This is a genomic window from Hydrogenophaga sp. (assembly GCF_030373245.1).
Classification (GTDB): Bacteria; Pseudomonadota; Gammaproteobacteria; order Burkholderiales; family Burkholderiaceae_C; genus Hydrogenophaga.
Window position 1 is genome coordinate 142,323 of the sequence record NZ_JAUCZF010000009.1, and the last position, 23,113, is coordinate 165,435.

Genomic DNA, 23,113 nt, shown 5'->3' on the forward strand with positions numbered 1-23,113 from the left:
GTGCGCGCTGCCGCTCGGTGGCCGGCCAGGTGGCTGCGAGCCAGCCTGGCGCTGTGGCTGTGTCTGGGCGCCTGGCTGCCGGCACACGCCACCGACCCCACCGTCGAGCAAATCGGCCTGCAGCGCTCGGCCGACGGGCTGTACCTCTCGGCCCGCTTGCAGCTCGCCCCCAGCGCCCCGGTGGAAGACGCGCTGCTGCGCGGTGTGCCGCTGTACTTCGTCTGGCAGGTCGACGTCCTGCGCGACCGCTGGTATTGGACCGACAAGCGGGTGGCCAGCACACAGCGCACCCTGCGCCTGATCTACCAGCCGCTGACCCGGCGCTGGCGGGTCAGCGTGTCCAACGATCCCGAGGCCGCACGCGGTGGCGCCGGGCTGCAGTACGCGCTGCACCAGAATTTCGACAGCCTGCCCGATGCCCTGGCCGGCGTGAGTCGCGTCTCACGCTGGCGCATCTCGGATGCGTCGAGTCTGGCCGCTGGCGGCGACCAGCGGGTCGAGGTGGCTTTCCGGCTCGACCTCACCTTGCTGCCGCGCCCGTTCCAGATCGGCATGGCCAATCAGCCCGAGTGGCTGGTCGAATTCAGCCGCCGGCTCGACGTGCCTGCCACCATCGAACCCGAGGCGCCGCCAGCGCCTCCAACGCCGCCGGACGAGGTCAAGCTTCAAGAATCGGCCAGCGAGAGTGGGCGCTGACATCGACGTGAGCCCCGCCGACACCACCAACGCCCGCAAAAAGGCCGCATCCACGCGCTGGGCCGTGGTGGCGGCCTTGGTCTTCATGACCGGCCTGGGCATGGTGCTGCTCTTCCTGCTCACCCTGGCCACGCGCAACCGCGCCCTCTACGAACAGAACTTCGCCTGGCTGGTGGGCGTGAACGTGGGTGTGGCGGTGGTGCTGGGGCTGGTCATCCTGTGGCTGGCGGTGCGGCTGGTGTTGCGCTTTCGGCGCGGCAAGTTCGGCAGCCGCCTGCTGCTCAAGCTGGCCGGCATCATCGTGCTGGTGGGTATCCTGCCTGGCGCGCTGATCTACACCGTGTCTTACCAGTTTGTCTCGCGCTCGATCGAGAGCTGGTTCGACGTGCGCGTCGAGTCGGCACTCACCGCCGGCCTCAACCTGGGCCGCACCACACTCGACACACTCAGCGCCGACCTCAGCAGCAAGACCCGCCTGGCCGCCGAGTCGCTGGCGCGCGAGCCCAGCGCGACGGCGGTGCTGGCGCTGGAGCGCCTGCGCGAACAGCTCTCGGCCAGCGACATCGTGCTGTGGAACGCCGCGGGCCAGTCCCTGGCCAGCGCTGGCGAATCGCGTTTCGACATCAGCCCCGACCGGCCCAGCCTGGCGCAGCTGCGCCGGGTTCGCGCCGCGCGCGTGGTTGCCGACATCGACGGCCTGGACGAAGCCGATTCGCAGGAAGCGCAGGCGGCGCTGGACGCCGGGCGCGCCCGCATCAAGGTGATTGCGCTCGTTACCGCCACCGGTTTCGGCTTCAACGCCGAGCCGCGTTACCTGCAGGTCACCACCCGCCTGCCACCGGCCTTGGTGGCCGACGCCCTGGCCGTGCAAGTGGCCAACCGCGAGTACCAGGAGCGCGCGCTGGCGCGCGAAGGCCTGCAGCGCATGTACATCGGCACGCTCACGCTGGCGCTGTTCCTTGCCGTCTTCGGTGCGGTGCTGCTGGCGGTGCTGCTGGGCAACCAGCTGGTGCGCCCGTTGCTGGTGCTGGCCGAGGGCATGCGCGAAGTGGCTGCCGGCGACCTCTCGCCCAAACCGGCGCTGGCCGCGCGCGACGAGCTCGCCGGCCTGACCCGGACCTTTGCCCACATGACGCAAGACCTGGCCGACGCCCGCAGCGCCGTGCAGCGCAGCATGGCGCAGGTGGACGCGGCGCGCGACAACCTGCAGACCATCCTGGACAACCTCACGGCCGGTGTGGTGGTGCTGGATGCTGATGGCCGCATCGAGAGCGTGAACCCCGGCGCGGCGCGCATCCTGCGCCTGCCGCTGGGGCTTCACATCGGCAAACCCCTGACCGAGGTGCCGGGCCTGGAGCCTTTCGCGCACGGCGTGGCGCAGCAGTTTGAGCGTTTTCTGGGTGACGGTACCCAGCATGGTGGTGGCCACTGGCAGCAGTCGTTTGAGCTCGGCGCCCCTGGCAACACGCCGTTTGACGAAGGCCTCACGCTGATCGCGCGCGGGGCGCTGCTGCCCAACAACGAGCGCCTGCTGGTATTTGACGACGTGTCAGACATGGTGGCCGCCCAACGCGCTCAGGCCTGGGGCGAAGTGGCGCGCCGCCTGGCGCACGAGATCAAGAACCCACTCACCCCCATCCAGCTCTCGGCCGAGCGTCTGGCCATGAAGCTCGAAGGCAAGGTGCAGCCGGCCGAGCAGGCGGTGCTGACCAAGTCCGTGCGCACCATCGTCGACCAGGTGGACGCCATGAAACGGCTGGTCAACGAATTCCGCGACTACGCGCGCCTGCCCGCTGCCCAGCTCGCACCCACCGACATCAACGCCCTGGTGCGCGACGTGCTCAGCCTGTACGACAACGCCAGCGTGCCGGTGCGCCATGAGCTGGACGACAGCTGCCCGCGCGCCATGGCCGATCCGCAGCAGGTGCGCCAGATTCTGCACAACCTGGTGCAGAACGCACAAGACGCCATGGCCGGCCAGCCCAATGCCGCCGTGCTGCTGCGCACGCGGCGTTCTGACTCGGGGCAATGGGTGCGGCTCTCGGTGTGCGACGAAGGCCCCGGCTTTGCCGAGCACATCCTCAAGCGCGCCTTCGAGCCCTACGTGACCACCAAGGCCAAAGGCACCGGCCTGGGCCTGGCGGTGGTGAAGAAAATCATGGACGAACACGGCGGCCGCGTTGACCTCAGCAACCGCGTGCAAGACGGGAAAGTGGTGGGCGCCCAAGTGTCGTTATCATTCGCAGTTGCGAATTGACAACAAGCACCAAGGGGACGAACGAACGCCATGGCAACCATTCTGGTCGTAGACGACGAACTGGGCATCCGAGATCTGCTCTCGGACATCTTGAACGATGAGGGTCACACCGTCGAGCTGGCCGAAAACGCGGCGCAAGCCCGAGCGGCTCGCAGCATGCTGCGCCCCGACCTGGTGTTGCTCGACATCTGGATGCCCGACACCGATGGCGTCACCTTGCTCAAAGAGTGGTCCAGCACCGGTTTGCTCACCATGCCGGTGATCATGATGAGTGGCCACGCCACCATCGACACCGCGGTCGAGGCCACCCGCATCGGCGCCACCGCCTTCCTCGAAAAGCCCATCACCCTGGCCAAGCTGCTCAAAGCCGTCGACCAGGGATTGAACAAGGCAATGGCCAAACCCGGCATGGTCGCGCCCGTGCTCAGGTCCTCCGGGCCGCCTGCGGCCGACCTCACGGTCGAAGTCGCCATGACCGGCGGCACCGCTCTGCCAGTGCCCGTGATGGACATCGGCCCGCAGCCACTGCAGTCCTTCAACCTTGAAGGCCCGCTGCGCCAGTCGCGCGACGAGTTCGAAAAAGCCTACTTCGAATACCACCTGGCCAAGGAGTCCGGCTCTATGACCCGTGTGGCGGAAAAGACCGGTCTCGAGCGAACCCACCTCTACCGCAAGCTCAAGCAGCTCGGTGTCGACCTGGCTCGCAGCAAGCGCAACGGCATCTGAACCTCACGCGCTGGCGGTGGCTGAACCGCCCGGCGAAACTGCTATACTTTCGCCTCTGTTGGCCCGGTAGCTCAGTTGGTAGAGCAGCGGATTGAAAATCCGCGTGTCGATGGTTCGATTCCGTCCCAGGCCACCACAATCTCAGAAGCCCATCCTCGCGATGGGCTTCGTCGTTTGGAGCGCTGAATGAAGTCAGTGCGCAGCGGTTTGGCCTGCTTCGTCAGCCCCGTCGTCTTGCCGCAAACTCCCCCCGCTCCACCCGCGCACACCAGTCGCGAATCTCGGCCCCCAGCGTGTTGTGCGCGGTGTTGAACTGGGCCATCACGCTGTAGTGGTTGTGGTCGGGCAGTTGCAGCACGCGGGGCATGGGGCCGCCGTGGGTGTCGTGGATCTGCGCTAGGTGGTGGGCGAGTTCCAGCGCATAGACGTCGATCAGCGGGTTCTCGTACTGGGCCAGCGCCACGAAGGTGGGTGGGGCGTCGGGCCGGGCGTGCATCAACGGCGCGCGGTCGTCGAACTGGGCGGGGTCGTTGCCGAAGTAGGCGGCGACACCAGCGGCGTTGATGTTTTCTGGACGTAGGTCGGCTCGCACGCGTGGGCTGGCGAGGATGAGACCGGCCAGAGGGAGCCCCTGGTGGTCGGGGCGCAGGCGCTCGTCCCAGACGGCGCTGGCGCAGTGGGCGCAGGCGGCGGAGTGGGAAAAGAGAAAGATGCGCTGCGGGTCGCCGCCGTGTTCTGCTGCGTGGGCGTGCACCCACTGCAGGGCGTCGCGCACGTCCTCAGCACCCGCTGGCCATGCGGCCTGAGGGGCGAGCCGGTATTCAACGTTGATGCCCAGCCAGCCAAGGGCAGCGAACTCGTGCAGCACGTTGGCAAACAGGCCGCCGCCCTGGTCCTTGTCGCCGCGCACAAAGCCGCCGCCGTGAACAAACACCATGACCGGCCTGGCCTGTGCCGAGTCCGAGGGTGCATAGACATCGAGCACCTGCCTCGGATCGGCGCCATAAGGCAGGTCCATGTGCACCTGCACGCCAGGAGGCGCAGAGGGGGGTAGCAGGGCGGCGTAAGCGGCGAACATGGCGTCGCGCGCGGCGGGCAGTTCGCTTTGCCAGCGAGGGCCCCAGTGGCGCAGCAATTCGAGCAGCGGCGAGGGCATGGCGTGGAGATGGTTCATGATGTGCGAGCAGGCAGTTGGGCGAGGTGGCTCGAGATTACAGACAATGGGGGCCATGCGCACACCTGCTCCTCTGCCCGTCGCCACCGGCTTGATGGCTCCCGCCACCCGCTTGTCCGAGCGGGTAGCGTCCCAACTCTCTGACGAAATCCGCTCGGGCCGCATCGCGCCGGGTGGTCGCCTGCCGACCGAAGCCGCGCTGGCAGCGGCTTACGGCGTGAGCCGCACCGTGGTGCGCGAGGCGGTCACGCGGCTCAAATCGCAGGGGCTGGTGACGTCGCGCCAGGGCAGTGGGGTGTTCGTGGTGGATGCGGCCTGTGTGCCGCTGAGCTTCGATGCACGCTCGGCGCAGTCGCTGCAGGCGGTGGTGCAGATGGTGGAGGTGCGCCGCGGTCTGGAGGCGGAGGTGGCGGCGCTGGCGGCGCAGCGGCGCAGCGAGGCCGACCTCAAGGGCATTCGTCAGGCCATGCTGGCGCTGGACGAGGCGGTGCGAGAAGGTGGCGACGGTGCCGAGCAGGACGTGGCCTACCACCGCGCGATCGCGCTGGCCGCGCAGAACCCGTTTCTGATCAGCACGCTGGATTACCTGCGGCAGTTTCTGCGCGGCGTGACGCGGGTGACGCGCGCCAACGAGGCCCGGCGGCGCGATTTTGCGCGCCAGGTGCACGCCGAGCACGAAGCCATTGCCCAGGCCATCGAGGCTGGCGACGCGGCCCGCGCGCGCCGCGCAGCCACCCGCCACATGGACAACGCCATCGCCCGCATCCAGCAGGCCGACCCGGCGTTCTGGCAACAAGAGGGCGATCGCCTGGCCAGCGCACTCACCGCAGCAGCCGGCAGCGGTCCGGCCAGCTAGGGCCTGCCCCGGCGCTGATCGCTCTCTGGGAAAAGGCATGAACAAACCTCATCCGCCTCCGCCAGACCGCGTCATTTAGGCGAGGGCAATGCCCCTTTGCACGGGGAAAACCCGGTCTTGCTAGGCGTGCTTAACTTGTATGATGACTGCACAACTTGCCCGCTGGTGTGCCGTTTTCTACAGCGCCTGTCAGTCGCTCCGGTGGCGCATTCCATGGGCTGTCGCCAGTTCACCCATCCATCACTTTCGAGGTTCCCCATGAAGCTGTCTTTGAACGCCTTGTCCCGCCGCCAGGCGCTGCTGATCGGTGGCGCGGCCCTGGCCGCTCCCGGCCTGGCGCTGGCCCAGGCCTGGCCGGCACGCCCGATTCGCCTCGTGGTGCCGTTCCCGCCCGGCGGCCTGATCGACAACATGGCCCGCCTGATCGCGCCCAAGCTGGCCCAAGAGCTGGGCCAGCCGGTGGTGATCGACAACAAGCCAGGTTCGGGCGGCAACATCGGCGCCGCCGAAGCGGCGCGCGCCCAGCCCGATGGCTACACCTTCCTCATGGCCTCGCCGCCGCTCACCATCAGCCCGGCGCTGTACAAATCGCTGCCCTACAAGCCCGAGCAGATCGTGCCGGTGGGCCTTCTCGGCCGCGTGCCCAACGTGATGCTGGTCAACCCGAAGTCCGGTATCAACAGCGTGGCCGACGTGATGGCCCGCGCCAAGCAGGCCCCGGGCAAGATGAACTACGCCTCCAACGGCAACGGCACCTCGCTGCACCTGAGCGCTGAGCTGTTCAAGAGCAGCACCGGTTCGTTCATCACGCACATCCCCTACCGCGGCGCGGCGGCGGCCATCATCGGCCTGATCGCGGGTGAGGTCGACATGATGTTTGAAAACCTGCCCTCGGCCCTGGGCCAGATCCAGGGCAACACCGTCAAGGCCCTGGCCGTGACCACGCGCCAGCGCAGCAAGGCGCTGCCCAATGTGCCCACGATGATCGAGGCGGGCGTGGCCGATTTTGATGTGAGCTCGTTCTATGGCGTGGCAGCGCCCGCGGGCACGCCGGCCGAGGTGATCGCGCGCATGGAAGTGGCCTTGCAGAAGGTGCTGACGATGGCCGATGTGAGCCAGGCCATGGAGTCGCGCGGTGCCGATGTGGGCTTTCTGAACGCCAAGGCCATGGGCGACTTCATGGCGGCCGACGCCGCCAAGTGGAAGCGCGTGGCCAACTTCGCCAAGATCACGCTGGGCTGATCAGCCCGGTTGGACGAAGCGCTGCACCGCGGCGATCAGCGCCTCGGGCTGATCGCGGTGCGGTGAATGACCGCAATGGGCCAGCTCCAGCAGCCGGGTCTGCGGTGCAGCCTCGGCGATGCCGTGGATCTGTGCCAGCGTGCCGTACTCGTCGTCTTCGCCCTGCACCGCCAGCAGCGGGCAGTTGAGCCGTGGCAACTCGGCCGCCAGCGACCAGCTGCGAAACTCGGGCGAGAGCCAGGCGCCGTTCCAGCCCCCAAAGGCTGAGTCAGGGTCGTCGTGATGGCGCGCCAGGCGCGCGCGCAGATCACCTTGCTCGAAGGCCTGGCGCGCGGCTTCGATGCTGCGCACCGAGATGTCTTCCACAAAAATGTGCGGGGCCACCACGATGCTGCCGGCCACGCGGTCGGGGAAGTGCGCGGCGTGGATGAGTGCAATCGAGCCACCGTCGCTGTGACCAAAGAGCCAGGGTGGGTTTCGCAAGCAGTCGATGCCGAGCGCATCGAACAGCGCGGGCAAGACCTCCAGCGCTTGCCGGTGCATGAAGTCGGGTGTCCAGTGTTCGTCGGTTGCGCGCGGCGTGGAACGGCCATAACCCGGACGCGAATAGACCAGGCCGCGCCAGCCGAGTGCCTCACACAGCCGAGTCGGGAAGTCGCGCCACATCGAGACCGAGCCCAGGCCTTCGTGCAGAAACACCATCAGCGGTGTGCCGCTGCGTTCGGGCGCGATCCACTGGTATTCGATCTGGACCGTGCGCTCGCGCCAGGCCACGGCGCAGCAGTGCGGCGCGGCACCAGCGCTCATGCGGATCCAGCTTCCTGCTCGCGCAGCTTGAAGCGCTGGATCTTGCCGGTGGCGGTCTTGGGCAAGTCTTTCACAAAGGCGATCTGTCGCGGGTACTTGTAGGGCGCGAGCTTGTCCTTGACAAAGTTCTTCAGCGTCGCTTCGTCGGCGCTCTGGCCGTTGATCAGAACGACAAAGGCCTTGGTTTTGGTCAGGCCGTCGGCGTCGGTGACACCGATCACCGCCGCTTCGAGCACCGCTGGGTGCTGCACCAGGGTGGCCTCGACCTCGAACGGGCTCACGTAGATGCCGCTGACCTTGAGCATGTCGTCGCTGCGTCCGCCGTAGGTGTAGCTGCCGTCGCTGTTGCGGATGTACTTGTCGCCGCTCTTGGTCCAGCCGCCCTGGAAGGTGTCGCGGGTCTTTTCGCGGTTGCCCCAGTACATCATGGCGGCCGACGGGCCGTGGATGTAGAGGTCGCCCGGCTCACCGTCGGGCACCGCTTGGCCTTCGTCGCCACGCAGCTCGATGTCGTAGCCTGGCACCGGCCAGCCCGTGGTGCCGTAGCGCACGCGCTCGGGCCGGTTCGAGAGAAAGATGTGAAGCATTTCGGTGGAGCCGATGCCGTCCACGATGTCCACGCCAAACTGCGCCTTGAATCGCTCGCCCAGCTCGGCCGGCAAGGCCTCGCCGGCGGATGACACCAGGCGCAACGCCAGTGCGTCGCGCGCGGGCAGTGCCGGATGGGCCAGCATCCCGGCAAAGCCGGTCGGTGCGCCATAGAACACGGTCGGCTTCAGGCCGGCAACGCTACCGGTCCAGCGCTTGAACGTGGCCTCGGGCGTGGGTCGTTCGGCCATGAGCAGGGTGGTGGCACCCACGGCCATCGGGAAGCTGAGCGCATTGCCCAGGCCGTAGGCGAAGAAGAGTTTTGCCGCGGAAAAACACACGTCGTCCTCGCGCAGGCCCAGCACCCGCTTGCCGTAGAGCTCGGCCGTCCAGTAAGGGTTGCCGTGCGAATGCACGGTGCCCTTGGGGCGGCCGGTGGAGCCCGACGAATAAAGCCAGAAACCGGGGTGATCGGGGCTGGTGGCGGCGGGTTTGGCGGCCGCTGCGTGAGGCTGCAAAAAGGCGTCGAACGCGAGCTCGGCCGGGTGCAATGGCGCTTGCGGGTGCGAGACGATGACCTTCTTCACCTCGTGGTCCGACTTCACGAGCGCCGCGGTCAGGGTCGGCAACAAGGCCCCCGAGACCAGCACCGCCTGCGCACGCGAATGTTCCAGCATGTACGCGTAGTCGTCGGCGGTGAGTAAGGTGTTCACCGCCACCGGCACGATGCCGGCGTACATCGCGCCCAGAAAGCTCACTGGCCAGTGGTTGTTGTCGTGCATGAGCAGGAGCACACGCTCTTCGCGCTTGACCCCCTGCGCCAGCAAGGCGCTGGCCATCTGCCGAACCTGCACAGCGAGCTCGCCGTAGCTCAGGCTGCCATGGTCATCGACGAAGGCCGCCTTGTCTGGACGTGCAGCGTTGGCTTCCAGCAGGTGGTGGGCGAAATTGAAGGTGTCGCCTGGTGCGGGCACTTCTGTGTGGTCTGTCATGGGTGTCTCCTCGGGTGGGGCTTGGTGAGCTTGTGGGTGGCGTTGCGTGCCGGTGCATTGCCGGCAGGCGCGTGGCCATCATCCGGATGTTCAGGTCACTGGTGTGGTCTGCGTCAGCACAGCGGTGCTCGCCTGCAGCGCGCTGCGGCGGTGGTAGAAGCCGAGGGCGCGCGCGCCACCCAGCTCCTCGCCCCCACCGGCGCGGCCTGGCCCGCCGTGCAGCGACTGCGGCATCACATTGCCATGGCCGGTGTGCAGCGCGGCCACGTCGGGCGAAATCACGTGCACTCGGCCGTGGCTGTCGGCCAGTTCCAGCGCGGCGCTGGCCAGCGCTGCGGCGTCGCTGCCGTAGAGTGAGGCCACCAGCGAGCCCTGGCCTTGGCGGATGAGTTGCAGCGCTTGAGGCATGTCGCGGTAAGGCATGAGGGTGGCCACCGGGCCGAACACCTCCACGTCGTGTACCACGGCGTTGGCGTCCGGCTCGCGCGTGCCCAGCAGCACCGGGGCGGCAAAGCAGCCCACTGCCGAGTCGGCGCCGACCAGTGCAGCGCTGCGGCCGTCGTGCAGCACCTCGGTGTGGGCCATCAGCTGCGCCAGGCCTTGATCGACAGCGTTTTTCTGCGCGCGGCTGACCAGCGAGCCCATGCGCACACCTTCGTTGCGCGGGTTGCCCACCGTGGTCTTGGCCAGGCGTGCGCTGATCGCGCTGGCGGCCGCGTCGTAGAGCGCCTCGGGTACCAGCACGCGTCGGATCGCGGTGCATTTCTGTCCGGACTTGACGGTCATCTCACGCGCCACTTCCTTGGCCAGCAACTCCAGGGTCGCGGCGGCATCTTCGGCGCTGCTGGCGGGCAACAGCAGGGCCGAGTTCACACTGTCGGCTTCGATGTTCACGCGCACCGAACGCTGCACCACGGCCGGGTGCGAACGGATCACTGCCGCCGTGTCGGCCGATCCGGTGAACGAGACCACATCGAACGGTTGCAGCTGGTCCAGCAGGCCAGCCGAGCTGCCGCAGACGATGGACAGCGCGCCCGATGGCAGGATGCCGGCGTTCACCACGTCCTGCACCATGCGCTGCGTCAGCCAGGCGGTGGCGGTGGCCGGCTTCACGATCACCGGTACACCCGAGAGCAGGGCTGGCGCAGCTTTCTCCCACAGGCCCCAGGATGGAAAATTGAAGGCATTGATGAAGAGCGCCACGCCGCGCGTGGGCACCAGCACGTGCTGCGACTGGAACAGCGGGTCCTTGCCCAGCCGCGCAGCCTCACCGTCGAGCAGGTGGCGCTGATCCCCGAGAGTCTCGCCCATGCGGGCGAAGTGACCCAGGGTGAACAGTCCGCCGTCCACATCCACCGCGGTGTCGTTTTTCACCGTGCCGCAGTTGGCGGTGCTGATCTCGTAGTACGCGTCGCGGTTCGCCTGCAAAACTTTGCCCACGGCGGTCAGCAGCGCGCCGCGTTCGCGGTAGGTCAGGGCTCGCAGCGCTGAGCCGCCTTGTTCGCGGGCGAAGCGAAACGCCTCGGGCAGGTCCAGGCCGGTGGCGTCCACCCGCACCAGCTCGGTGCCGAGTACCGGGTCGAACAGGGGTGTGCCAGCGCCCTGGCCGGTCACCCACTGACCAGCGATGTAATTGGGGAGCAGGGATGCGGTCATGAAAGGTCTCCTCGAAAAGCTTGATGTTTGGGTCGACATGAAATATCGTGCATGCCGTGGAGATTACCAAGAAGACAGACGATGTCAAGCAATATATTGCATGTTTCTGAGCCCGCCAAGGCGGCGAGCCCGGGTCCGGAGAAGCACCCTTTCCTGGTCGCGCTGGGGGAGCGCGTGCGCAAGCTTCGCGCTCGCCGGGGCATGACGCGCAAGGCCGTCGCCGTCGCGGCCGATGTGTCCGAACGCCATTTGGCGAACCTGGAGTATGGCGAGGGCAATGTGTCCATCCTGCTGCTGCTGCAGGTGGCGCAGGCGCTGCAAAGCCCGCTGGCCGAGCTGCTGGGTGACGTGACCACCCAGTCCCCCGAATGGATGCTCATCCGTGAGTTGTTGCAGGGTCGCGATGAAGCCACGCTGCGCCAGGCGCGCACGGCGTTGGCCGATCTGCTGGGCACCGGGTTGTCCACCGGGCCGCGCAGCCATTGCGTGGCGCTGATCGGACTGCGCGGTGCCGGGAAGTCGACCCTGGGCCAGATGCTGGCCGACGACCTGGGCTTCCCATTCCTGGAGTTGAGCCGCGAAATCGAGAAATTCGCTGGCTGCAGCGTGTCGGAAATCCAGGGCCTGTACGGGCAGAACGCCTACCGGCGCTATGAGCGGCGCGCGGTGGAGGAGGCGATCCAGATTTATCCCGAGGCGGTGATCGCCACGCCCGGCGGCATCGTGTCGGACGTAGCCACTTTCAACCTGTTGCTCGGCCACTGCACCACCGTCTGGCTGAAGGCCGATCCCGAAGACCACATGCAGCGGGTGCGCGCCCAGGGCGACATGCGGCCCATGGCCGCGAGCCAGGAGGCCATGGAAGACCTGAAGGCGATCCTGCTGGGCCGCTCGGCGTTTTACGGCAAGGCCCACGTGCAGGTAAATACCAGTGCGCAGCCCCTGGCCGAGACCTTCGATCTGTTGCGGGCGGCGGTGCGAGCCCAGCTGACGCTGCCTGCCTGATTCTGAAACATGCATAATAATGCTTGACTTCTTCGGAAGTTGCACTATTATTCATGTCGTTGGTCGCGATTCGGCGCAGCCCACACCCAGGAGACAAGTCATGAATGCACCCGCCCCACTGCGCGCCGTCCTGCCCGAGCAGGTCGACTACCGCACCCATCCCGACCAATACCACCACTGGACCCTGAGCGTGGATGGCCCGGTCGCCACGCTGGCCGCCGACTTCGACGAGAACGCCGGCCTGCGCCCGGGCTACAAGCTCAAGCTCAACAGCTACGACCTGGGTGTGGACATTGAGCTGAACGACGCCATCCAGCGCATCCGCTTCGAGCACCCGGCCGTGCGCACCGTGGTGATCACCAGCGCCAAGGACAAGGTGTTCTGTTCCGGAGCCAACATCTTCATGCTCGGCGTCAGCAGCCACGCCTGGAAGGTGAACTTCTGCAAGTTCACCAACGAGACGCGCAACGGCCTGGAAGATTCTTCGAAGCACAGCGGACTGAAGTTTCTGGCAGCGGTCAACGGCGCCTGCGCCGGCGGCGGCTACGAACTGGCCCTGGCCTGCGACGAAATCATCCTGGTAGACGACCGCAGCAGCGCCGTCAGCCTGCCTGAAGTGCCGCTGCTCGGCGTCTTGCCCGGTACTGGCGGCCTGACCCGCGTGACCGACAAGCGCAAGGTGCGCCACGACCTGGCCGACATCTTCTGTACCACCAACGAAGGCGTGCGCGGCCAGAAGGCCAAAGACTGGCGTCTGGTGGACGACATCGCCAAGCCGGCTGTTTTCGCCGAAAGAATCCAGGCGCGCGCGCTGAAGCTGGCCGAGCTGAGCGACCGCCCGGCCAGCGCTCAGGGCGTCAAGCTCACCCCGCTGGCGCGCCAGATCCACAGCGACTCGATCGCCTACCAACACGTCTCCGTGGAGATCGACCGCGCCAAACGCACCGCCACTTGGACTGTGAAGGCACCCACCGGCGCGCAGCCCGCCGACGTGGCCGCGATCGAGGCCGCCGGCGCTGCCTGGTACCCGCTGCAGATGGCGCGCGAACTGGAAGACGCCATCCTGCACATGCGCACCAACGAACTGGAGATCGGCACCTGGCTGATCAAGACCCAGGGTGACGCCGCTGCCGTGCTCGCCATGGATGCGACGCTGCTGGCTCACCAGGACCACTGGCTGGTCCGCGAGACCATGGGGCTGCTGCGCCGCACATTCAGCCGCCTGGACGTGTCCTCGCGCAGCCTGTTCGCACTGATCGAAGCCGGTTCCTGTTTTGTCGGCAGCTTTCTGGAACTGGCCCTGGCCTGTGACCGCAGCTACCACCTGGCCCTGCCCGACGACGAGGCCAGCGCACCCAGGATCGCGGTGGGCGAGGTCAACTTCGGCGCCTACCCCATGGCCACCGACCAGAGCCGCCTGGCGCGCCGCTTCTATGGCGACGAAGCGCACCTGGCTGCCGTGCGCGCCCAGATCGGTCAGCTGCTGGACGCCGACGCCGCGTTTGCCCTGGGCCTGGTCACCGCCAATCCCGACGACATCGACTGGGCCGACGAGGTCCGCCTCGCCATCGAGGAGCGGGTGGCCATGAACCCCGATGCACTGACGGGCATGGAAGCCAACCTGCGCTTCAACGGTGTGGAAACCATGGCGACCCGTGTCTTCGGCCGCCTCACTGCCTGGCAGAACTGGATCTTCCAGCGGCCCAATGCGGTGGGTGACAAAGGCGCGCTCAAGGTCTACGGCAAAGGCGACAAGGCGGTCTTCGACTGGACCCGTGTCTGAACCCCGTCTCAATTTGACGTTGTGCAGCACGGTCCGGGCGGGGTGCTGCAACCGAACAACTTCCCCCGAGCTTTCTGATCCGGAGATTCCCCATGTCCACCATCGACTACAGCGACAAGATCCCCAACAACGTCAATCTCAGCGAAGACCGCACCCTGCAGCGCGCACTCGAGCAGTGGCAGCCCAACTACCTCAAGTGGTGGGATGACATGGGTCCGGACGGATCACAGAACTTCGATGTGTACCTGCGTACCGCCACCAGCGTGGACCCGCAGGGCTGGGCACAGTTTGGTCATGTGAAGATGCCCGACTACCGCTGGGGCATCTTCCTCAACCCGGCCGAACAAGACCGCAAGATCCACTTCGGCGACCACAAGGGCGAGGCCGCCTGGCAAGACATCCCTGGCGAATACCGCGCCAACCTGCGCCGCATCATCGTCACGCAAGGTGACACCGAGCCAGCGTCTGTCGAGCAGCAGCGCCACCTCGGCCTGACCGCGCCCAGCATGTACGACCTGCGCAACCTGTTCCAGATCAACGTGGAAGAAGGCCGCCACCTCTGGGCCATGGTCTACCTGCTGCACAAGTACTTCGGCAAAGACGGCCGGGAAGAGGGCGAGGCCTTGCTGGAGCGCAACAGCGGCAACGCCGATAACCCGCGAATCCTGGAGGCGTTCAACGAAGAGACGCCCGACTGGCTGAGCTTCTTCATGTTCACCTACTTCACCGACCGCGACGGCAAGTTCCAGCTCTGCGCACTGGCCGAATCCAGTTTCGACCCGCTGGCGCGCACCACCAAGTTCATGCTGACCGAAGAGGCGCATCACATGTTCGTGGGTGAGTCGGGCGTGAGCCGCGTCATCAACCGCACCTGCCAGAAGATGAACGAGCTCAAGACCGACGATCCGAAAAAGTTGCGCGAAGCGGGCGTGATCGACTTGCCCACCATCCAGCGTTACCTGAACTTCCACTTCTCGGTCACCATCGACCTGTTCGGCGCCGACGAATCCAGCAACGCTGCCACCTTCTACAGCACCGGCCTCAAGGGCCGTTACGAGGAAGGCAAGCGCGCCGATGACCACCAGCTGCGCGGTCAGTTCTACAAAGTGCTCAACGTGCAGAACGGCCAGCTGGTCGAAAAAGAAGTGCCCATGCTCAACGCCTTGAACGAGGTGCTGCGCGACGACTACATCAAAGACAGCGTGGCCGGCGTGGAGCGCTGGAACAAGGTGATCGAGAAAGCGGGCATCCCGGTGCGCCTGAGCGTTCCGCACAAGGCTTTCCACCGCAACATCGGTCTGCTCAAAGGCGTGAAGGTCGCACCGGATGGCCACGTCGTCTCCGAAGCCGAATGGGCCGCCAAGCGAGACAGCTGGCTGCCCAGCGAGTCGGACCGCGCGTTCGTGGCCAGCCTCATGGGCCGCGTGGTTGAGCCGGGCAAGTTCGCCAACTGGATCGCGCCACCTGCCATGGGCATCAACCGGCAGCCGGTGGACTTCGAGTACGTGAGGTTCGCATGACCCCCCGCGCCGCCTTCGGCGTCACCCCCCAGGGGGCAATGCCTGCGGGCCGGGAGACCCGGACCCGCGGCATTCTGGGTTGAAGTCACGCGATGCGGATCGGGACAGGGAAGCAAAGGTGTTTCTCTTGCCTTTCCTCGCCAACAAGCATGGGCTGGGCCGGCAGACGCAGTGAAGTAAGGGAGGAGCCGGCCGAAGGTCGGCGGGGGACATGAACGAAGTGTGCCGACCCAGCTCGTGCGCTGCCACCACGAAGTCAACCGAACAGAAGCCGAAGAGAAACCAAGATGAACGCACCCGCCGAAGCCGCCGTCATCCAGCAGCACCTGATCGATCCCGAGATCTGCATCCGCTGCAATACCTGCGAAGCCACCTGCCCGGTGGGCGCGATCACGCACGACTCGCGCAACTACGTGGTCGATGCCGAGAAGTGCAACCTGTGCATGGCCTGCGTGCCACCCTGCCCGACCGGCTCCATCGACAACTGGCGCACCATGCCACGCATTCGCGCCTACTCGGTCGAAGAGCAGCTGACCTGGGACGAGCTGCCCGCTGAATTGCCGACCGAGGCGCTGGCCGAGGCGGATGAGCCGGATGCCAAGCCTGCTGCTGCCGCGCCAGCGCGCTCCACTGCCGCGGATGCCGAGCCTGTGTTCCACAGCGGGCAATACGGAGCGACGTTGCCGCCCTGGTCGGCCGCACATCCCTACACCAACCTCTATGGTCCCAAAGCCGCCGACAAACACATCACGGCGAAAGTCACCGGCAACTTCCGCGTGACCGAAGTCGGCAGCGACTACGACACGCACCACATCGTGCTTGACTTCGGCGCTATCCCCTTTCCCGTGCTCGAAGGCCAGTCCATCGGCATCGTGCCGCCGGGCACCGACAGCCAGGGCAAGCCACATCATGCGCGACAGTATACGGTGGCCAGCGCCCGCAACGGCGAACGTCCCGGCTACAACAACGTGTCGCTCACCATCAAGCGCGTGCTGCAGGACCACCAGGGCCGCCCGGTTCGCGGGGTGGCCAGCAACTTCATGTGCGATCTCAAGGTGGGCGACCATGTGCAGGTGATCGGACCGTTTGGTGCCAGTTTCCTCATGCCCAACCACCCGCGCTCCAACATCGTCATGATCTGCACCGGCACCGGAAGCGCGCCGATGCGCGCCATGACCGAGTGGCGTCGCCGGCTGAGAGCCACAGGCAAATTCGAGGGCGGCAAGCTGCTGCTGTTCTTTGGCGCCCGCACCCAGGAAGAGCTGCCGTATTTTGGTCCGCTGCAAAGCCTGCCCAAGGATTTCATCGACAGCCATTTCGCCTTCAGCCGCACCCTGGGACAACCCAAGAGGTATGTGCAGGACGCGATGCGTGAGCGCGCAGCAGACCTCGCGCGCTTGCTCACCGATGCCAACAGCTACTTTTTCGTCTGTGGCCTCAAGGCCATGGAAGAGGGTGTGGTGCTGGCGCTCAAGGACATCGCCACAGGCGCGGGACTTGACTGGGACGAAGTGGGTGCGTCGCTCAAGCGCGATGGCCGCCTGCACCTGGAAACCTATTAAGGCTCGTCCACCCGGTCTTCGTGGGTGCATTGCAAAAAAATGTGACCATGTGCAAGGTGCGAAACGCGGGTGGACCATTTCTTCGGCAAGGTGTTTGCAACGCCGTGTGTGGACTCTTTGGCCGCACCTCGTTCGCACTTAAAAGAAAAGTGTGCACACGCCCTGGTCGTTTGCTGCAACAGCAAACCGCTTGCGGCGCGGTCGGTGCGATGAATTTCTTCGGCGCCCCGCGGGTGCCCAACAGCCATCCGCGTGCGTCGAGTCGTATGCTCATGGTGGTGAGCATCCAGCCTCCCTGTCTGCGCCCAGCGCTTCAACGCCTTTCATCATTCAAGACATGACCCAAGCCTTCATCTGCGACACCATCCGTACCCCCTTCGGTCGCTACGGCGGCGCGCTCTCCAGCGTGCGCACCGATGACCTGGGCGCCATTCCGATCCGAGCGCTGATGGCACGCAACCCGGGCGTTGACTGGGAAGCGGTCACCGACGTGCTCTACGGCTGCGCCAACCAGGCCGGCGAGGACAACCGCAACGTGGCCCACATGAGCAGCTTGCTCGCGGGTCTGCCGCTGGGTGTGCCCGGTGCCACCATCAACCGCCTGTGCGGCTCTGGCCTGGATGCCGTGGGCACGGCAGCGCGCGCCATTCGCGCGGGAGAGGCCGGGCTGATGATCGCTGGGGGGGTGGAGAGCATGAGCCGCGCGCCGTTTGTGATGCCCAAGGCCGAGAGCGCCTTCTCGCGTGCGAACGCGGTTTACGACACCACCATCGGCTGGCGTTTCATCAACAAGCTCATGAAGGCGCAGTATGGCGTGGACTCCATGCCCGAGACGGCCGAGAACGTGGCAACCGATTACAGGATTGAGCGCGAGGCTCAGGACCGCATGGCGCTGGCCAGCCAGACGCGTGCGCTGGCCGCGATACAGGCAGGTCATCTGGCGCGCGAGATCACACCCGTGAACATTGCGCAGAAAAAGGGCGATGCCATCGTGGTCGACACCGACGAACACCCGCGAGCGACTTCGCTGGAGTCGCTCGCAAAGCTCAAGGGCGTGGTCCGACCCGACGGCAGCGTGACCGCCGGCAATGCCAGCGGCGTGAACGACGGAGCCTGCGCTCTGCTGCTGGCCGACGAAACCAGCGCGTCGAAGAACGGTCTCACGCCCAAGGCGCGCGTGGTCGGCATGGCCACCGCGGGCGTGCCGCCTCGCATCATGGGCATCGGCCCCGCCCCCGCCACGCAAAAAGTGCTGGCACTTACCGGCCTGAAGCTGGATCAGCTCGACGTGATCGAACTCAACGAGGCTTTTGCGGCGCAAGGGCTGGCGGTATTGCGGGAGCTCGGCCTGAAGGACGACGATGCACGCGTCAATGCCTGGGGTGGCGCGATCGCGCTCGGCCACCCGCTGGGTGCCAGTGGCGCACGCCTGGTGACCACAGCGGTCAACCGCCTGCACGCCACCGGTGGTCGCTACGCCCTTTGCACCATGTGCATCGGGGTGGGCCAGGGCATTGCCCTCATCGTCGAGCGAGTCTGACGATGGCGGGTGCCGCCGTCCTGGGCAGCCCCGAGGCCTTGCGCGCGACCGCTCGCGTGCCGCGTTCTCGACCCAAGGGCCGGGCTGTCGATGCCGCTGCGCTGGCGTTGGTGAACCGGCTCATCGGTCCCGCAGCGCCCGACGGCCATCCGCGCGACCAGCTCATCGAGCATCTGCACCGCATCAACGATCACTGCAACGGCCTGCCCGATACCCATCTGGTGGCGCTGGCGCAGGTGATGCGCCTGTCGGTGGCCGAGGTGTTCGAGGTCGCGAGCTTCTATCACCACTTCGAGATCCTGCGCGACGGCGCTGTTGCGCCTGGCCTCACGGTGCGCGTATGTGATGGCCTGTCGTGCCAGCTTGCAGGTGCTGCGCCGCTGCTGGCGGACCTGCAAGCCCGATTGCCGCTTTTGCTTGGCCGCGACGATATGCGCGTCATCCCGGCGCCCTGTGTGGGCCGCTGCGAGCAGGCGCCGGCCGTGCAGGTCGGGCAATGGCCGCTGGGTGATGCCACCACCGATACCGTGGTGGCCATGGCCGCTGCGGCTCCATTGCGGTTTGAAGACGCCACCTGGGCGCTGCCCGATGCCGCAAAAGCTTGCGTCGCGCCCGAGCCCATGGACTTCGCTGCCTACCGCGCACAGGGCGGCTACGCCCTGGCCGCTGCGCTGGCGAGCGGTGAGCGCAGCGCCGACGCGGTGATCGAAGCGCTGGAGCACGCCAGCCTGCGAGGCCTGGGCGGCGCGGGTTTTCCGGCGGGTCGCAAATGGCGCATCGTGCGCGACCAACCCGCGCCGCGCCTGATGGCAGTGAACATCGACGAGGGCGAACCCGGCACCTTCAAGGACCGCTGGTACCTGGAGCGCGATCCCCATCGTTTTCTCGAAGGCGTGTTGATCGCCGCCCATGTGGTGGGTTGCGACGCCGTGTATCTCTACCTGCGCGACGAGTACCACCACGCGCGCCGCCTGCTGCAGCAGGCACTGGCCGACCTGCAGGCCAAGTCGCCTTGCGCCCAGCCGCACATCGAGCTGCGGCGCGGCGCGGGCGCCTACATCTGTGGCGAAGAGTCGGCCATGATCGAAAGCATCGAAGGCAAGCGCGGCGAGCCTCGGCTGAGACCTCCCTACATCGCGCAGAAAGGTTTGTTTGGGCGACCGACGCTGGAGCACAACTTCGAAACCCTTTACTGGGTGCGCGAGATAGTGGAGCGCGGCGGCGAATGGTTTGCCGCCCAGGGTCGCCACGGCCGCAAAGGGCTGCGCAGCTTCAGCGTGAGCGGGCGCGTGAAGTCGCCGGGTGTGAAGCTCGCCCCGGCCGGCATCACGCTGCGCGAACTGATTGATGAACACTGCGGCGGCATGGCCGATGGCCATACCCTGTACGCCTATCTGCCCGGTGGCGCCAGTGGCGGCATCTTGCCGGCGCGACTGGCTGATGTGCCGCTGGACTTCGACACCTTGCAGCCGCATGGCTGCTTCATCGGCTCGGCGGCGGTGGTGGTGCTCAGTCAGCACGACAGCGCGCGCGAGGCGGCGCTGAACCAGATGCGCTTCTTTGCGCATGAGAGCTGCGGCCAGTGCACGCCTTGCCGCACCGGCACCGACAAGGCCTCGCGGCTGATGGAACTCGCGAAATGGGACGTGGCCACTTTGCAGGACCTGGCCACGGTGATGGCAGATGCCTCCATTTGCGGTCTAGGCCAGGCCGCGCCCAACCCGTTGCGCTGCGTGATCGAGTTCTTTCCGCACGAGATCGGCTTGGCCCCATCGGGAAATGTCGCATGAACGCCCGACTGCCCCCCATCGCCTGGCCCGAGGGTGTGCGCCGCCACGGCACGCACACGCCTGCTCAGGGCGATGCCACCGTGGCCTTCACGCTCGACGGCCAGCCCGCGCTGGCGCGCGAGGGCGAATCCATCCTGCACGCGGCACAGCGCCATGGCGTGGCCATTCCCCACCTGTGCCACAGCAACGGCCTGCGCCCCGATGGCAACTGCCGTGCCTGCGTGGTCGAGGTGGCGGGCGAGCGCGTGCTGGCTGCGAGCTGCTGCCGGACGGTGACGCCCGGCATGGACGTGAAGGCCCAGAGCGAGCGTGCGTTGAAAAGTCAGCGACTCGTGCTGGAGTTGCTGGCGGCCGACATGCCGCATCCCGAGCAGGCCGGCGAACTGAGCGACTGGCTTTCGCAAACGGGCGTGAGGGTGCGCCCGGCGCTCGCCGCCCTGCAACGCGAACAACCCGCGCCCGACCTCAGCCACCCCGCGATGGCGGTGAACCTGGACGCCTGCATCCAGTGCACCCGCTGCGTGCGCGCCTGCCGCGAAGAGCAGGTGAACGACGTGATCGGCATGGCGCAGCGTGGCGCCCACACCCAGGTGGTGTTCGACCTCGCCGACCCCATGGGCGCAAGCAGTTGCGTGGCCTGCGGCGAGTGTGTGCAGGCCTGTCCTACCGGCGCGCTGAGTGTGAAAGCGCCGGGCGCCGCCGTCTTGCCCAACGGCCAGCTCAAGGTCGACCGCGAGGTGGACAGCGTCTGCCCCTTCTGCGGCGTGGGTTGTCTGCTCACCTACCAGGTGCAGGACGCCACCATCGAAACCCCCGAGCGCATCGTGGCGGTGCAAGGCCGCGACGGGCCGGCCAACGGCGGGCGGCTCTGCGTCAAAGGCCGCTTTGGTTTTGATTACGTGCACCATCCCGAGCGACTCACGCGCCCGCTGGTGCGCATCGCCGGCGTGGCCAAAGACCCGGCCCACATCACCCACAAGCCCGACTGGCGCAGCGTGTTCCGCGAAGCCAGCTGGTACGAAGCCCTCACCCTGGCCGCTGGCGGACTCAAAGCGCTCCGCGAAACGCACGGCCCCGCGTCGCTCGCCGGCTTCGGCTCGGCCAAGGGCAGCAACGAAGAGGCCTACCTGTTTCAGAAACTGGTGCGCACCGCCTTTGGCAACCACAACGTCGACCACTGCACCCGCCTGTGCCACGCCTCCAGCGTGGCCGCGCTGCTCGAAGGCGTGGGCTCGGGCGCGGTCAGCAACCCCGTGAGCGATGTCGAGCAGGCCGATTTCATTCTGCTCATCGGCGCCAACCCCACCAGCAACCACCCGGTGGCTGCGAGCTGGATGAAAAACGCGGCCCAGCGCGGCGCGCGCATCGTGCTGGCCGACCCGCGCCGCACCGACATCGCCCGCCACGCCTGGCGCACGCTGCAGTTCCGCCCCGATACCGATGTGGCCCTGCTCAACGCGCTGCTGCACGTGATCTTTGAAGAGAACCTGGTCGACGCCGCGTTCGTGGCCGAGCGGGTCGATCATGTGCAGGCGGTGCGCCAAGCGGTGCAGGCGTTCAGCCCCGAAGCCATGGCGCCGGTCTGCGGCATCGACGCCGCCACCCTGCGCGAAGTGGCGCGTGCCTACGCCACCAGCGAGCGCGCCATGATCCTCTGGGGCATGGGCGTGAGCCAGCACATCCACGGCACCGACAACGTGCGCTGCCTGATCGCGCTGGCCAGCCTCACCGGGCAGATCGGCCGTCCCGGCACCGGCCTTCATCCGCTGCGAGGGCAGAACAACGTGCAGGGAGCGAGCGATGCCGGCCTCATCCCCTTCATGCTGCCCAACTACCAGCCAGTGAACCAGGCCGAGGTGAAGCGCTGGTTTGAACACTTCTGGGGCGCGCCGCTGTCCGCTGTGCCTGGCCTCACCGTGGTGGAAATCCTGCGCGCGGCCGAGCGGCCGGCTGACGATCCTGCGCGCATTCGCGGCCTCTATGTGATGGGCGAAAACCCCGCCATGAGCGACCCCGACCTGAACCACGCGCGCCACGCCCTGGCCAGCCTCGATCACCTGGTGGTGCAAGACATCTTCCTCACCGAAACCGCCTGGCTGGCTGACGTGGTCCTGCCCGCCAGCGCCTGGCCCGAGAAAACCGGCACCGTGAGCAACACCGACCGCATGGTGCAGCTCGGCCGTCAGGCCATTGACCCTCCCGGCGAAGCGCGCGCCGATCTTTGGATCATCCAGCAGCTGGCCGAGCGCATCGGTCGCGCCGACGGGAAGGCCATGGGCTGGGCCTATGAGCAGCCTGGTGCCGAGCACCACGGCGTGGCCGCTGTGTACGAAGAAATGCGACAGGCCATGCACGCAGCCATTGGCGGCATCACCTGGACGCGCCTGGAGCGCGAGGGCAGCGTGACCTACCCCTGCCTGACCGAGGACGATCCCGGCCAACCCGTGGTGTTTGCTGACCACTTCCCCACCGCCGACGGCCGCGTGCAGCTCAAGCCCACCACACTCATCACCGCCGACGAGCAGCCCGATGCCGACTACCCCCTGGTGCTCATCACCGGCCGCCAGCTCGAACACTGGCACACCGGCAGCATGACGCGCCGCGCCAGCATGCTCGACGCCATCGAACCCGCGCCCACCGCCTCCATGCACAGCGCCGACCTCGCCGCGCTCGGCGTGCAGGCCGGCGATCGCCTGCGCGTGCGCTCCCGACGCGGCAAGGTCGAGCTCACCGCCCGCGCCGACGATGGCATCCAGCGTGGCGTGGTCTTCATCCCGTTTGCCTATGTGGAAGCCGCGGCCAACCTGCTGACCAACGCCGCGCTCGACCCGATGGGCAAGATCCCGGAGTTCAAGTACTGCGCCGTGCGGGTGGAAAAAGTGGGGAGTCCGGCCTAGGGTGGGTGCGGTCTGGCTCCCG

16 protein-coding genes and 1 tRNA gene are annotated in these 23,113 nt (G+C 66.9%); 13 read left to right on the forward strand and 4 right to left on the reverse strand.

Annotation, left to right across the window (positions count from 1 at the left end):
- The 4 genes from QUV25_RS17890 (at nucleotide 1) to QUV25_RS17905 (ending at nucleotide 3,815) form a co-directional block, all read left to right on the forward strand.
- Nucleotides 1-696, forward strand: coding sequence for a DUF4390 domain-containing protein (locus QUV25_RS17890; RefSeq protein WP_300866011.1), 696 nt, complete (start codon nucleotides 1-3; stop codon nucleotides 694-696).
- Nucleotides 697-703: 7 nt separating this feature from the next.
- The gene (locus QUV25_RS17895; protein ID WP_300866014.1) at nucleotides 704-2,953 is read left to right on the forward strand and encodes an ATP-binding protein; all 2,250 of its coding nucleotides are present in this window, start codon (nucleotides 704-706) and stop codon (nucleotides 2,951-2,953) included.
- 30 nt (nucleotides 2,954-2,983) lie between these two features.
- A complete protein-coding gene (locus QUV25_RS17900) occupies nucleotides 2,984-3,679 on the forward strand; it encodes a response regulator (RefSeq protein WP_300866016.1) in 696 nt (231 codons plus the stop codon).
- Nucleotides 3,680-3,739: 60 nt separating this feature from the next.
- Nucleotides 3,740-3,815: transfer RNA gene (locus QUV25_RS17905), tRNA-Phe, on the forward strand.
- An 84-nt stretch (nucleotides 3,816-3,899) separates the two neighbouring features.
- Here QUV25_RS17905 and QUV25_RS17910 read toward each other — a convergent pair.
- Nucleotides 3,900-4,853, reverse strand: coding sequence for an alpha/beta hydrolase (locus QUV25_RS17910; RefSeq protein WP_300866018.1), 954 nt, complete (start codon nucleotides 4,851-4,853; stop codon nucleotides 3,900-3,902).
- Nucleotides 4,854-4,908: 55 nt separating this feature from the next.
- Between QUV25_RS17910 and QUV25_RS17915 the strand changes: the two genes are divergently transcribed.
- Nucleotides 4,909-5,709 (forward strand): FadR/GntR family transcriptional regulator, encoded by an 801-nt coding sequence (locus QUV25_RS17915; RefSeq protein WP_300866019.1) that lies wholly within the window; start codon nucleotides 4,909-4,911, stop codon nucleotides 5,707-5,709.
- A 258-nt stretch (nucleotides 5,710-5,967) separates the two neighbouring features.
- Nucleotides 5,968-6,951: a tripartite tricarboxylate transporter substrate binding protein gene (locus QUV25_RS17920; protein ID WP_300866022.1), complete on the forward strand. Its 984-nt coding sequence runs from the start codon at nucleotides 5,968-5,970 to the stop codon at nucleotides 6,949-6,951.
- Here the strand turns inward: QUV25_RS17920 and QUV25_RS17925 are convergent, their stop codons facing one another.
- The 3 genes from QUV25_RS17925 to QUV25_RS17935 all read right to left on the reverse strand — a co-directional run bounded on the left by QUV25_RS17925 (nucleotide 6,952) and on the right by QUV25_RS17935 (nucleotide 10,994).
- Nucleotides 6,952-7,758 (reverse strand): alpha/beta hydrolase, encoded by an 807-nt coding sequence (locus tag QUV25_RS17925; RefSeq protein WP_300866025.1) that lies wholly within the window; start codon nucleotides 7,756-7,758, stop codon nucleotides 6,952-6,954.
- The gene (locus tag QUV25_RS17930; protein ID WP_300866026.1) at nucleotides 7,755-9,338 is read right to left on the reverse strand and encodes a benzoate-CoA ligase family protein; all 1,584 of its coding nucleotides are present in this window, start codon (nucleotides 9,336-9,338) and stop codon (nucleotides 7,755-7,757) included. The genes QUV25_RS17925 and QUV25_RS17930 overlap by 4 nt, the downstream gene beginning before the upstream one ends.
- Before the next feature lie 90 nt (nucleotides 9,339-9,428).
- The gene (locus QUV25_RS17935) at nucleotides 9,429-10,994 is read right to left on the reverse strand and encodes a 3,4-dehydroadipyl-CoA semialdehyde dehydrogenase (protein ID WP_300866028.1); all 1,566 of its coding nucleotides are present in this window, start codon (nucleotides 10,992-10,994) and stop codon (nucleotides 9,429-9,431) included.
- Between the two features lie 81 nt (nucleotides 10,995-11,075).
- Between QUV25_RS17935 and QUV25_RS17940 the strand changes: the two genes are divergently transcribed.
- The 7 genes from QUV25_RS17940 to fdhF all read left to right on the forward strand — a co-directional run bounded on the left by QUV25_RS17940 (nucleotide 11,076) and on the right by fdhF (nucleotide 23,091).
- Complete coding sequence (locus tag QUV25_RS17940) at nucleotides 11,076-11,999, forward strand: helix-turn-helix transcriptional regulator (RefSeq protein WP_300866031.1); 924 nt, start codon at nucleotides 11,076-11,078, stop codon at nucleotides 11,997-11,999.
- 100 nt (nucleotides 12,000-12,099) lie between these two features.
- Nucleotides 12,100-13,782, forward strand: coding sequence for a 2,3-epoxybenzoyl-CoA dihydrolase (gene boxC, locus QUV25_RS17945; protein ID WP_300866033.1), 1,683 nt, complete (start codon nucleotides 12,100-12,102; stop codon nucleotides 13,780-13,782).
- 92 nt (nucleotides 13,783-13,874) lie between these two features.
- Nucleotides 13,875-15,302, forward strand: coding sequence for a benzoyl-CoA 2,3-epoxidase subunit BoxB (gene boxB, locus QUV25_RS17950; protein ID WP_300866035.1), 1,428 nt, complete (start codon nucleotides 13,875-13,877; stop codon nucleotides 15,300-15,302).
- Between the two features lie 287 nt (nucleotides 15,303-15,589).
- Nucleotides 15,590-16,864 carry a benzoyl-CoA 2,3-epoxidase subunit BoxA gene (gene boxA, locus QUV25_RS17955; protein WP_300866038.1) on the forward strand — a complete coding sequence of 425 codons (1,275 nt, stop codon included), beginning with the start codon at nucleotides 15,590-15,592 and terminating at the stop codon, nucleotides 16,862-16,864.
- Nucleotides 16,865-17,201: 337 nt separating this feature from the next.
- Nucleotides 17,202-18,404 carry a 3-oxoadipyl-CoA thiolase gene (gene pcaF / locus QUV25_RS17960; RefSeq protein WP_300866039.1) on the forward strand — a complete coding sequence of 401 codons (1,203 nt, stop codon included), beginning with the start codon at nucleotides 17,202-17,204 and terminating at the stop codon, nucleotides 18,402-18,404.
- Nucleotides 18,405-18,406: 2 nt separating this feature from the next.
- Nucleotides 18,407-20,194, forward strand: coding sequence for an NADH-ubiquinone oxidoreductase-F iron-sulfur binding region domain-containing protein (locus QUV25_RS17965; RefSeq protein WP_300866041.1), 1,788 nt, complete (start codon nucleotides 18,407-18,409; stop codon nucleotides 20,192-20,194).
- A complete protein-coding gene (gene fdhF / locus QUV25_RS17970) occupies nucleotides 20,191-23,091 on the forward strand; it encodes a formate dehydrogenase subunit alpha (RefSeq protein ID WP_300866044.1) in 2,901 nt (966 codons plus the stop codon). Before QUV25_RS17965 ends, fdhF begins: the two co-directional genes overlap by 4 nt.
- The last annotated feature ends 22 nt before the right edge of the window (nucleotides 23,092-23,113 follow it).